Source organism: Roseicyclus sp., from assembly GCF_052168335.1.
In the GTDB taxonomy this organism is placed as follows: domain Bacteria; phylum Pseudomonadota; class Alphaproteobacteria; order Rhodobacterales; family Rhodobacteraceae; genus Roseibacterium.
Genome location: NZ_JBQLZP010000703.1, coordinates 1 through 10,151, shown reverse-complemented (window position 1 = coordinate 10,151; position 10,151 = coordinate 1). Strand labels below are relative to the sequence as shown.

The 10,151-nt window shown below is 71.5% G+C and carries 12 protein-coding genes; 8 read left to right on the top strand and 4 right to left on the bottom strand.

Going from position 1 to position 10,151, the window contains the following annotated elements; translation table 11 throughout:
• Window positions 1-145 precede the first annotated feature (145 nt).
• Window positions 146-1,141, bottom strand: a complete 996-nt coding sequence (locus ACTS11_RS21410; protein ID WP_442642300.1) for a GlxA family transcriptional regulator — start codon at window positions 1,139-1,141, stop codon at window positions 146-148.
• 173 nt (window positions 1,142-1,314) lie between these two features.
• Here ACTS11_RS21410 and ACTS11_RS21405 point away from each other — a divergent pair, with 173 nt between their 5' ends.
• Window positions 1,315-2,706, top strand: a complete 1,392-nt coding sequence (locus ACTS11_RS21405; RefSeq protein WP_442642299.1) for a class II 3-deoxy-7-phosphoheptulonate synthase — start codon at window positions 1,315-1,317, stop codon at window positions 2,704-2,706.
• A 10-nt stretch (window positions 2,707-2,716) separates the two neighbouring features.
• Here the strand turns inward: ACTS11_RS21405 and ACTS11_RS21400 are convergent, their stop codons facing one another.
• Window positions 2,717-3,412 (bottom strand): PAS domain-containing protein, encoded by a 696-nt coding sequence (locus ACTS11_RS21400; RefSeq protein ID WP_442642298.1) that lies wholly within the window; start codon window positions 3,410-3,412, stop codon window positions 2,717-2,719.
• Window positions 3,413-3,606: 194 nt separating this feature from the next.
• Here ACTS11_RS21400 and ACTS11_RS21395 point away from each other — a divergent pair, with 194 nt between their 5' ends.
• Genes ACTS11_RS21395 through ACTS11_RS21385 form a run of 3 tightly spaced genes read left to right on the top strand, consistent with a single transcriptional unit; the run spans window position 3,607 to window position 5,665 of the window.
• The gene (locus ACTS11_RS21395; protein ID WP_442642297.1) at window positions 3,607-4,470 is read left to right on the top strand and encodes a YicC/YloC family endoribonuclease; all 864 of its coding nucleotides are present in this window, start codon (window positions 3,607-3,609) and stop codon (window positions 4,468-4,470) included.
• Window positions 4,467-5,147, top strand: a complete 681-nt coding sequence (gmk, locus tag ACTS11_RS21390; RefSeq protein WP_442642296.1) for a guanylate kinase — start codon at window positions 4,467-4,469, stop codon at window positions 5,145-5,147. Before ACTS11_RS21395 ends, gmk begins: the two co-directional genes overlap by 4 nt.
• On the top strand, window positions 5,144-5,665 hold the full coding sequence (locus ACTS11_RS21385) for a gamma carbonic anhydrase family protein (protein ID WP_442642295.1): 522 nt from the start codon (window positions 5,144-5,146) through the stop codon (window positions 5,663-5,665). Before gmk ends, ACTS11_RS21385 begins: the two co-directional genes overlap by 4 nt.
• Window positions 5,666-5,678: 13 nt before the next feature.
• On the opposite strand, the gene ACTS11_RS21380 is transcribed toward ACTS11_RS21385, so the two are convergent.
• Complete coding sequence (locus tag ACTS11_RS21380; RefSeq protein WP_442642294.1) at window positions 5,679-6,305, bottom strand: histidine phosphotransferase family protein; 627 nt, start codon at window positions 6,303-6,305, stop codon at window positions 5,679-5,681.
• Between the two features lie 24 nt (window positions 6,306-6,329).
• On the opposite strand from ACTS11_RS21380, the gene ACTS11_RS21375 reads away from it, so the two are divergent.
• The 3 genes from ACTS11_RS21375 (at window position 6,330) to ACTS11_RS21365 (ending at window position 8,310) form a co-directional block, all read left to right on the top strand.
• A complete protein-coding gene (locus tag ACTS11_RS21375; protein ID WP_442642293.1) occupies window positions 6,330-6,515 on the top strand; it encodes a DUF3553 domain-containing protein in 186 nt (61 codons plus the stop codon).
• A 182-nt stretch (window positions 6,516-6,697) separates the two neighbouring features.
• Window positions 6,698-7,489, top strand: coding sequence for a GNAT family N-acetyltransferase (locus ACTS11_RS21370; protein ID WP_442642292.1), 792 nt, complete (start codon window positions 6,698-6,700; stop codon window positions 7,487-7,489).
• Complete coding sequence (locus ACTS11_RS21365; protein WP_442642291.1) at window positions 7,486-8,310, top strand: lysophospholipid acyltransferase family protein; 825 nt, start codon at window positions 7,486-7,488, stop codon at window positions 8,308-8,310. The genes ACTS11_RS21370 and ACTS11_RS21365 overlap by 4 nt, the downstream gene beginning before the upstream one ends.
• On the opposite strand, the gene ACTS11_RS21360 is transcribed toward ACTS11_RS21365, so the two are convergent.
• Complete coding sequence (locus tag ACTS11_RS21360) at window positions 8,307-8,927, bottom strand: thiamine phosphate synthase (RefSeq protein ID WP_442642290.1); 621 nt, start codon at window positions 8,925-8,927, stop codon at window positions 8,307-8,309. The two genes, ACTS11_RS21365 and ACTS11_RS21360, sit on opposite strands and share 4 nt — an antisense overlap.
• A 113-nt stretch (window positions 8,928-9,040) precedes the next feature.
• Here ACTS11_RS21360 and ACTS11_RS21355 point away from each other — a divergent pair, with 113 nt between their 5' ends.
• Complete coding sequence (locus tag ACTS11_RS21355; protein ID WP_442642289.1) at window positions 9,041-9,805, top strand: RNA methyltransferase; 765 nt, start codon at window positions 9,041-9,043, stop codon at window positions 9,803-9,805.
• The last annotated feature ends 346 nt before the right edge of the window (window positions 9,806-10,151 follow it).

The window sequence follows — 10,151 nt, the reverse complement described above, 5'->3', positions numbered from 1 at the left end:
CTTCCACCAGGAGCTGATCGCCTACTGGACCGACCTGGCCTACATCTACGTGCGCATCCTGTGGCACGAGCGGCCCGAAGGGGGTGTCGTCGCGATCACCATGACCTTCAACAGCGACCACGACGCGCTGCTGGGCCACTTCTGATCAGGCGCGCGCCTTGGTCGCGTGGGTGCCGCGCTCGCGGTAGGGCGTGGTGTCGTAATGCGCGCGGTAGCACTTGGAGAAGTGCGAGGGCGAGGCGAAGCCGCAGGCGAGCGCCACGTTGATCACGCTCATGTCGGTCTGCATCAGCAGGTTGCGCGCCTTGGCGAGGCGCAGCTCCATGTAGTAGCGCTTGGGGCTGCGGTTGAGGTAGCGCCGGAACAGCCGTTCCAGCTGCCGCGTCGACATCTGCACTTCCCGGGCGAGCTGCGCGGGGCTGATCGGGTCCTCGATGTTCTGCTCCATCATCCGGATGACCTGCCCGAGCTTGGGGTGCCGCACGCCGATCCGCGTCGGGATCGACAGGCGCTGCGTGTCCTGGTCGGTGCGGATGGAGGTGTAGATCAGCTGGTCGGCCACGAGGTTCGCGAGGTCCTCGCCATGGGCGTCGGCGATGATCTTCAGCATCAGGTCGATCGAGGCGGTGCCGCCCGCCGTGGTGATCCGGTTGCCGTCGATCACGAAGACCGACTTCGTCAGAGTGACGTCGGGAAACTCCTCGGAGAAGCTGTCCTGGTTCTCCCAGTGGATCGTGGCGCGCTTGCCGTCGAGAAGGCCCGCCTTGGCCAGCGTGTAGCCCGCGGTGCAGAGCCCGCCGAAGGCCGCGCCCTTGCGCGCCTCGCGGCGGAGCCAGCTCACCACACGTCGCGTCGTCGCCGAGGCCACGTCGATCCCGCCGCAGACCAGCACGGTGTCGTCCCGCGCGATCTCGTCGAGGTCGCCGTCGAGCTTGAAGCCGATCCCGGCCGAGCACCACGCGACCTCGCCGCCCTCGCCGATGAGCTTCCAGGTATAGAGCTGGCGGCCCGACATCCGGTTGGCGATCCTGAGCGCCTCGACGGCGCTGGCGAAGCAGAGCATGGTGAACTGGTCGAGCAGCACGAAGACGAACCGCCGCGCGGGCGTGTCGACTTCGGTGCGCCGCTTCGGCTCTGCCATGATCTCCTGTCCGTTTCTGCCCGTCGCGCCCTCGGGCGCGCGCGTCTCACTGGGTATCAACGCAAAGCATCATTTCCGGGCAAGGGCAATCCCCGGGGCGCGGCAATTGCGGGATTGGCCCGGCTGGTCCGCTCGCGTATAGACCCAGCGCGAGACGCATGAGGAGGCCTGCCATGACCGGGGCGAGCGCACGAGGGACGACACAGGGCTGGACCAAGGCGGACTGGCGCGCGAAGCCGCGCATCCAGATGCCGGACTACCCGGACGCGGGCGCGCTGTCCGAGGCGGTGACGCAGCTTGCGAAATACCCGCCGCTCGTCTTCGCGGGCGAGGCCCGGCGCCTCAAGTCCGAGCTTGCCGCCGCCAGCCGGGGCGAGGCCTTCCTCCTCCAGGGCGGCGACTGCGCCGAGAGCTTCGCCGAGTTCTCCGCCGACACGATCCGCGACACCTTCAAGGTGCTCCTCCAGATGGCCATGGTCCTGACCTACGGCGCCAAGGTGCCGGTGGTGAAGGTGGGCCGGATGGCGGGCCAGTTCGCCAAGCCGCGCTCCGCGCCGACCGAGATGGTGAACGGCGTCGAGATGCCGTCCTACAAGGGCGACATCATCAACGACATCGCGCCCACGCTCGAGGCGCGCACGCCCGATCCGCGCCGGATGCTCCAAGCCTACACGCAGGCGGCGGCCTCGCTGAACCTGCTCCGCGCCTTCTCGACGGGCGGTTTCGCGGACATCCACCGCGTCCATGCCTGGACGCTGGGCTTCACCGACCACGACGACGCCGAGCGCTACCGCGGCATCGCCAACCGCATCCAGGACGCGCTCGACTTCATGACCGCGGCGGGCCTGACGAGCGAGACCAACCACGAACTGTCGACCGTCGACTTCTACACCAGCCACGAGGCGCTGCTGCTGGACTACGAGGAGGCGCTCTGCCGGCTCGACTCGACCTCGGGCAAGTGGCTGGCGGGTTCGGGGCACATGATCTGGATCGGCGACCGCACGCGGCAGCCGGACGGCGCGCATGTCGAGTTCTGCCGCGGCGTCCTGAACCCGATCGGGCTGAAGTGCGGGCCGACCACCACCGAGGAAGACCTGAAGGTCCTGATGGCGAAGCTCAATCCCGGCAACGAGCCCGGGCGGCTCACGCTGATCGCGCGCTTCGGGGCGGGCAAGGTGGGCGACAACCTGCCGCGCCTGATCCGCACGGTACAGGCCGAGGGCGCCAACGTGCTCTGGACCTGCGATCCGATGCACGGCAACGTCATCAAGTCCTCCACCGGCTACAAGACGCGGCCCTTCGACGCCATCCTCCGCGAGGTGCAGGAGTTCTTCGCCATCCACCGCGCCGAGGGCACGGTGCCGGGCGGCGTGCATTTCGAGATGACCGGCAAGGACGTGACCGAGTGCACGGGCGGAATGCGCGCGCTGACCGACGAGGACCTGTCCTCGCGCTATCACACCGCCTGCGATCCTCGCCTCAACGCCTCGCAGTCGCTGGAACTGGCCTTCCTCGTCGCCGAGGAGTTGCAGAAGAGCCGCGAGGCCCTGCGCGCCGCCGGCTGAGCGCGAGGCCTCAGGCGAGGCCGCCGCGGATGATGCGGAAGCGCGCCCGCGCCAGCGCGCCCCTGGTCTCGGTCGCCGCCTCGTCGGCGTGGCGCGGGACCTCGGGCGTCGGGCGCCGGGGCGCTCCGTTCGAAAGGACCGGCACGCCGATGCGCAGGCCGATCCGCTCGACGCGTTCCACCGACCATCGCTGCGGTTCCGGCGGGGCCTTCGCGCGCGGATCGGCCGCGCCGACCACGAGGAGGGCGCGCGTCACCGCCTCGCCGGGGTCGCTCATCGGCAGGAGCGCGATCTGCGTGCGGAGGCTTTCGGACGCGGGGAACCCGTAGCGCGGCGCGGGCGAGAACGCCTCGATCAGGAGGATGCCGGGCCCGGCCAGCGCGAGTTCCGCCTCCGCCGTGATCCGTCCCCGGTCAGCCAGGTCGAAGAGCGCGCGCAGCGGCATTCCGCGGGCCTCCATCCCCATGAATGCGCTGATCCGCGCCCCGGCGAGGCGGATGCGCACGGTGCCGGGCCGCGGGTTCTCGAGGATCGCGCACTGGTGCAGGACCGGGCGCAGTTCCGCCGGATCGAGCGCCAGCCGCGGCGGCACCATGCGGTGCCCCCGGAGCGCGTCCCAGTGTTCGATGGCGCAGCGGAGGGCCGGATCGCGCACCAGGCGGTCGAGCGGCCGCCCGGCCGGCACGGTTTTCGTAGGTTCGGTCATGACTTGGTCTCCATGGCGCGGGACCGGAGGACAGAGGGCGCGCGGATGCGTTCGCCGTGGCGGGCAGGCGCCCGCCGCTTCTTGACCCCCTGCCGGTTTTGCTTTCCCAATCCTTTATAGCCTCGTTTCAATTAGACGAGCAGAGGGAGAGTTACCAATTGGTTAACGAATCCGGAGCCGCTCCGATCGCCTCGATGACCGGTTACGCGACCGCCGAAGGCGCCTCGGTCGGCCTGCGCTGGGGCTGGGAGATCCGCGGCGTGAACGCCCGCGGGCTGGACCTGAGGCTGCGCGTGCCCGACGGGCTCGGCGCGCTCGAGGCGCCCTTGCGCAAGCTCCTCGGCGAGCGCCTCGCGCGCGGCTCGGTCAGCGTGAACCTCCGGCTCGTCCGCGCGGAGGAGGGCGGGGCGGGCGGCCTCGACCGCGTGGCGCTCGAGGCGACGCTCGCCGCGCTTGCGCAGGTGCGGGCGATGGCCGAGGCGCAGGGCATGGCGCTGACCGATCCCTCGCCGGTGGAGATCCTCTCGCTCCGGGGCGGCGAGGCCGCGTCCCCCGACCTGCCCGCGCCCGAGGCGCTGATGGCCGAGGCGGAGGGCCTCGTCGCGGCCTTCGTCGAGATGCGCCACGCCGAGGGGCGGGCGCTGGCCGAGGTGCTCTCGGCCCAGCTCGACCGGATCGCGACCCTCGTGGAGGATGCCGCCGCCGCCGCCGAGGCGCGCGCGCCCGCCCAGGCCGAGACCTTCCGCACGAACCTGCGCAAGGTGCTCGAGGCGGTGGACGTGGACGAGGGCCGCCTCGCGCAGGAGCTCGCGCTTCTCGCCGTGAAGGCGGACGTGACGGAGGAACTCGACCGCCTGCGCGCCCATGTCGGCGCGGCGCGGACGCTCCTTTCCGCGGGCGGGCCGGTGGGCCGCAAGCTCGACTTCCTGATGCAGGAGTTCAACCGCGAGGCCAACACGCTGTGCTCGAAGTCCGGCGACGCGGCGCTGACGGCCATCGGCCTTGACCTCAAACTCGCCATCGACCAGACCCGCGAGCAGGTTCAGAACGTGGAATGACGATGGCCACCGACGCCACAGGCAGCAAGTCCGGGTCCCGCCGCGGCCTTCTCATCATCCTCTCCTCGCCCTCGGGTGCCGGCAAGTCGACGCTGGCGCGGCGGCTGATGGAGTGGGACCCCTCGCTCAGCTTCTCGGTCTCCGCGACGACGCGGCAGCCGCGGCCCGGCGAGGCGGACGGCGAGGACTACCACTTCCTGGCGGAGCCCGCGTTCAAGTCCCTCGGCGCCGAGGGCGCCATGCTCGAGCATGCGCATGTCTTCGGCCATTTCTACGGCTCGCCAGAGGCGCCGGTGCGCGAGGCGATCGAGGCCGGGCGGGACGTCGTCTTCGACATCGACTGGCAGGGCGCGATCCAGATCCTCAACTCGCCGCTCGGGCTGCACACGCTCTCGATCTTCATCCTGCCGCCGTCGATCCCCGAGCTTTGGCGGCGCCTGATCGACCGCGGGCAGGATTCGGCCGAGGTCATCACCAAGCGCATGAACAAGAGCTGGGACGAGATCAGCCACTGGCGCGGCTACGAATACGTCCTCGTCAACGACGACCTCGACGTCACCTTCGAGCGGCTGAAGCTGATCGTCTCGGCGGAGCGGCTTAGGCGCGAGCAGCAGCCCTGGCTCGAGGACCACGTCCGCCGCCTGCACCAGGAATTCGAGAAAGGGAGCCGAGGATGATCTACGCGCTCGACGGCATCTCCCCCGAGATCGACGCCGACACCTGGGTCGCGCCCGGTGCGCATGTCATCGGCCGCGTCGTGCTCGAGGCCGGGGCCTCGGTCTGGTTCGGCGCGACGCTGCGCGGCGACAACGAGGAAATCCGCGTCGGCGCGGGCTCGAACGTGCAGGAGAACTGCGTCTTCCACACCGACATGGGCTATCCGCTGAGCATCGGCGAGAACTGCACCATCGGGCACAAGGCGATGCTGCACGGCTGCACCATCGGCGACGGCTCGCTCGTCGGAATGGGCGCGACGATCCTCAACGGGGCGGTGGTCGGCAAGGGCTGCCTGATCGGGGCGATGGCCCTGATCCCCGAGGGCAAGGTGATCCCGGACGGCTCGCTCGTCATGGGGATGCCCGGCAAGGTGGTGCGCGAGCTCGACGCGGACGCGCGCGCCCGCCTCCTCGCCTCGGCCGAACACTACCGCGAGCGGATGCGCCGCTTCCGCGCGGACCTGCGGCCCCTCGGCTGAGGTCTCCGCCCTCTCAGCCCGCCCGCAGGAAGAGCCGCCCCTCCTCGTGGCGGTAGATCACCGTGGCACCGGCCGCCTCGGCCGTCTCGCGCAGGAGGGGGAACTGCACCTCCGCCGCCCGCAGGGGCCGACCCGCCGCACCGGTTCCGAAGCGGAGGACCGACCAGAGCCCCTCGTCCATGACGATCCGTTCCGAGAGCGCCTCGAGCGTCCAGGTCCCCGCACCGTCCGTCGCCACCGTGACATGCCCCCCCATGGGCAGCGCCGTCTCGGCGCAGAGCAGCATCAGGAAGCCGAGCTTCACCTCGCGGCGGGGCAGGTCGGCCTGCGGCGTCCAGTTCGGAACGATGCGCGACTGGCGGTAGAGGTTGCCGACGGCGGCCCGCGCCTCTCGCGCGCTGGTGAGGTGATCCGGCCCGGCCTGTCCGAAGGCGAGCCGGAGGAAGCGCACGCGGGCGAGCGCGTCGGCGACCGCGTCGCGGATCAGCGCCATCTCGGGGCCGTTCGCGCCGCCGGTCATCTCCAGCAGCTCGACCCCGTTGCCGATCGCGCCGAGGGGATTACTTAGGTCGTGACACAACCTTGACCCGATGAGGTCGGCGAGGGTCTGCGCTTCGGCCTGCGGCGTCTCGTCCCTCACGCGGTCCAACCCTCCGGAGCGGCCATGTCCGAGGATCTCAACGCGATGCTGGAGCCCGGGATGCTCGTGCGCCATCCCGAACGGCCGGACTGGGGCCTGGGGCAGGTGCAGTCGAACGTGGGCGGCAGGATCACCGTCAACTTCGAGAACGAGGGAAAGGTCGTGCTCGACGGTCGGCGCGTGACGCTCCACATGGATTTGTACTCCTGACACTCGATACGTGACCGTCACGCGCCTGATCGGCATCGATGGGTCAAACTGGTTAACCGATGGTTAACGCGAAGCGCTTCCGCGTCGCAAGCGCGCGGCTTGCATCGCAACCGGTGCGCGGCTAACCCGCAGGCAGCCACTTTCGCGTCCGGGGCGGGCCCGGCGCAGGGCCGGTCCGCCGCATGGAACTCGACGACAGCCATTTCGAGATCGCCCTCGCCAGGGGCCCGGACGACATCCGCGAGGCGCAGCGCCTGCGCTATGCGGTCTTCGTCGAGGAGCTCGGCGGCGACGGGCCGCTGGTCGACCATGCCGCGCGGATCGAGGCCGACCGCTTCGACCCCTTCTTCGACCATCTCCTCCTGCGCGACTTGCGGCGCCCCGAGGGCGAGCGCGTCGTCGGCGTCTACCGCCTGATGCGCGAGGCGCAGGCGGTCGAGGCCGGGCAGTTCTATTCCGAGGACGAATACGACCTGACGCGGCTGCGCGCCTCGGGGCGGCGGCTGCTCGAGCTCGGTCGGTCCTGCCTGCATCCCGACTACCGGGGCGGCACGGCGATGATGCATCTCTGGAGCGGGCTCGCCGACTACATCGCGCGCCACGGCATCGAGGTCATGTTCGGGGTGGCGAGCTTCCACGGCACCGACCCCGAGGCGCTGGCCGCGCCGCTCTCGCTTCTCCATCACCGGCACCTCGCGCCCGAGGATCTGCGCCCCGTCGCGCGGGAGGGCGGACATCTCGCGATGGACCTCGTGGCCGAGCCGGACCTCGACCGTCCCGCCGCGATCCGCGAGATCCCCGCGCTCATCAAGGCCTATCTCCGGCTCGGCGGCTTCGTGGGCGAGGGCGCGTTCCTCGATCGGCCCTTCAACTGCATCGACGTCTGCCTCGTCATGGACATCGCGCGCATGTCCGGCAAGCACCGGGCGATCTACGACCGCGACCGCGCGCTCGCCCGCGAGGGGCGCGCATGAGCTTCACCTGGGAGGGCGTGCCGCCGCCCCCGCCGCCGCGTCCTGGCCTGCGCGGCTGGCTGCGGGTGGTGCGGCGCGGGGCGCCGGTCCTGCTCCTGCTCGGCATCTGCTTTCCGCTCCTCCTCGTTCTGAGGCCGCCGGAGCGCGCGATCTGGGGCTACGCCAGGCCGATCACGCCCTACATCACGCAGTTCGTCTGCGTCTGGACCTGCCGCCTCTTCGGGTTGCCGCGCCTCGTCGAGGGGCGGCCGATGCGCGGCGTGGGCGCCTATGTCGCGAACCACGTGAGCTGGCTCGACATCTTCGTTCTGAACGCCTCCAAGCGGCTCTACTTCGTCGCCAAGGAGGAGGTCGCGGGCTGGGGCGGCATCGGCTGGCTCGCGCGCGGGACGGGCACGGTCTTCGTCCGCCGCGACCGGGCCGAGGCCGCGCGGCAGGCAAAACTCCTCGAGGAGCGGCTCCACGCGGGCCACAGGCTCCTGTTCTTCCCCGAGGGAACCTCGACCGACGGGCTGCGCGTCCTTCCGTTCCGCACGACCCTCTTCGCCGCCTTCCAGACGCCCGCGCTGCGGGAGGAGTTGCAGATCCAGCCCGTGAGCCTGGTCTACGATGCGCCCGAGGGCGAGGCGGCGTCCTTCTACGGCTGGTGGGGCGGGATGGAGTTCGGGACGAGCCTGCTCGCGGTCCTCGCGGTGCGGCGGCAGGGCGCGGTGCGGGTGATCTACCACGCGCCGCTCCGCGTCGCCGACTTCCCCGACCGCAAGGCGCTGGCGGCGGCGGCCGAGGCGGCGGTGCGGCGGGGCTTCGCGGGCGAGGTCTAGCGCAAGGGCGCCGTCAGCGCGCGGAGCGCCTCGAGGGGATCGTCGCTGCGCCAGATCTCCGGCCCGATGGCGAAGAAGTCGGTGACGGGCGCGAAGCTCTCGATCAGGCCCGCGTCGAGGCCGCCCTCGGCGACCACGGGCAGTTCGATCATCTCGGTCCACCAGGCGAAAAGCTCGCGCTCGGCGCGCCCGGCCTCGCCGAGGCCGGTCTCGCCCACGGGCCCGAAGCTGACATAATCCGCGCCGATCTCGCCCGCGTTCATCCCGTCGTGCCGCGAGGTGCCGCAGGCCGCGCCAAGGATCGCGTCCGCCCCGAGCGCCTTGCGCACCGCCCGGACCGAGCGCGCGGCGTCGGTCAGGTGGACGCCGTCGAGGCCGAGACGTTCGACGAGGCCCGCGTGCCGCTCGATCACCAGGGGCACGTCGCGGGCATGGGCGATCTCGCGGCAGGCGTCGGCGGCCCGCGCGACGGCGTCGGCGTCGGTCTCGGCCAGCGCGAGGCGGAGGCAGGCGATCTCGAACCCGTCGAGGAGGCGCGCGAGGACGGGGGCGAAGGCCTCCGGCTCGAAGGCGGCGGGCGTGATGAGATAGATCTGGGGCGTGTCTCGCTCGGCCATCGTCGCATGCCTCGGGGTGCGGGGTCGGTGCCGTCGATACGCCCTTGGCGTCAGTGCCGCAAGGGGCGGCTCCGGCCTTGCCGGGGGCGGCGGGTGGCTGTATCGGCCTCGCCATGCAGGAGACAGCGCAAGACCCCGCCCGCCAGCCCGCCTTCGTCCTCGTCCGTCCGCAGATGGGCGAGAACATCGGCGCCTCGGCGCGCGCCATGTGGAATTTCGGCCTCGAGCGGATGCGCGTCGTCGGCCCCCGCGACGGCTGGCCGAACGAGCGCGCCGTGGCGCTGGCGAGCGGGGCGGGGCGGCTTCTCGACCGCGCGGGCCTCTTCGGGGACGTGCCGGGGGCGATCGCCGACTGCACCTATGTCTACGCCACCACGGCGCGGGAGCGGGGGATGACGAAGCCCGTCGTCACGCCCGAGCGCGCCATGATCGAGGCGCGCGACCGGATCGCCGCGGGCGGCCGCGTCGCGATCCTGTTCGGGCCCGAGCGCGCGGGCCTCGAGAACGAGGACATCGCCCGGGCGAACGCCGTCGTCTCGGTCCCGGTGAACCCGGAGTTTCCCTCGCTCAACCTCGCGCAATGCGTGCTCCTCTGCGCCTACGAATGGCGGCGGGCGACCGAGGCGGCGCCGCAGGCGGTGATGGCGATGGCGCGGACGGAATTCGCGACCACCGCCGAGATCGCCGCGCTCGGCGACCATTTCGAGGAGCGGCTGGAGGAGGCCGGGTTCTTCTTCCCGGAGGAGAAGGCCGAGGGGATGAAGCGCAATCTGCGCAACCTCTGGTCGCGGATGCCGCTGACGCGGGCGGACGTGCAGAGCTTCCACGGGATGATGCGCCAGATGGTGCGGTGGGCCGGTCGGCGCGACCCGTCCTGAGGCGCGGCGCGGGAGGAAGGCTGCGTATTTGGAGAAAGATGAAGACCGGGGGCGCCGGCGCGGGGGGAGACGGGGCCGCAAGCGCCGGGGGCTTGGCGGGGAAGGACGCGGGCGCTGCGTGGGCAAGGGGATGAGGACGCCGGAGGCGCCGGCGGTCCGTGACGCGCGGGAGGGGCAGCCGGAGGCGCGGGAGGAAAGGACGCCGCGCATGTCGGCGGCGTGCGCGGGGGCTCGGGACGTGCGGAGGGCCGGGATGCCGAAGCCATGACGCCGGGCGCGCAGGGACCGACACCGCAGGCGCGGGAGGCCAGGACGCCGCAGGCGCGGGAGGCCAGGACGCCGCAGG

What these genes read in the sequence shown, in the direction of transcription:
- ACTS11_RS21375 (WP_442642293.1), top strand. Translation starts at nt 6,330, where the DNA reads ATGTCCGAGGATCTCAACGCGATGCTGGAGCCCGGGATGCTCGTGCGC.
- ACTS11_RS21385 (WP_442642295.1), top strand. Translation starts at nt 5,144, where the DNA reads ATGATCTACGCGCTCGACGGCATCTCCCCCGAGATCGACGCCGACACC.
- gmk (WP_442642296.1), top strand. Translation starts at nt 4,467, where the DNA reads ATGACGATGGCCACCGACGCCACAGGCAGCAAGTCCGGGTCCCGCCGC.
- ACTS11_RS21365 (WP_442642291.1), top strand. Translation starts at nt 7,486, where the DNA reads ATGAGCTTCACCTGGGAGGGCGTGCCGCCGCCCCCGCCGCCGCGTCCT.
- ACTS11_RS21355 (WP_442642289.1), top strand. Translation starts at nt 9,041, where the DNA reads ATGCAGGAGACAGCGCAAGACCCCGCCCGCCAGCCCGCCTTCGTCCTC.
- ACTS11_RS21410 (WP_442642300.1), bottom strand. Translation starts at nt 1,141, where the DNA reads ATGGCAGAGCCGAAGCGGCGCACCGAAGTCGACACGCCCGCGCGGCGG.
- ACTS11_RS21370 (WP_442642292.1), top strand. Translation starts at nt 6,698, where the DNA reads ATGGAACTCGACGACAGCCATTTCGAGATCGCCCTCGCCAGGGGCCCG.
- ACTS11_RS21395 (WP_442642297.1), top strand. Translation starts at nt 3,607, where the DNA reads ATGACCGGTTACGCGACCGCCGAAGGCGCCTCGGTCGGCCTGCGCTGG.
- ACTS11_RS21400 (WP_442642298.1), bottom strand. Translation starts at nt 3,412, where the DNA reads ATGACCGAACCTACGAAAACCGTGCCGGCCGGGCGGCCGCTCGACCGC.
- ACTS11_RS21405 (WP_442642299.1), top strand. Translation starts at nt 1,315, where the DNA reads ATGACCGGGGCGAGCGCACGAGGGACGACACAGGGCTGGACCAAGGCG.
- ACTS11_RS21360 (WP_442642290.1), bottom strand. Translation starts at nt 8,927, where the DNA reads ATGGCCGAGCGAGACACGCCCCAGATCTATCTCATCACGCCCGCCGCC.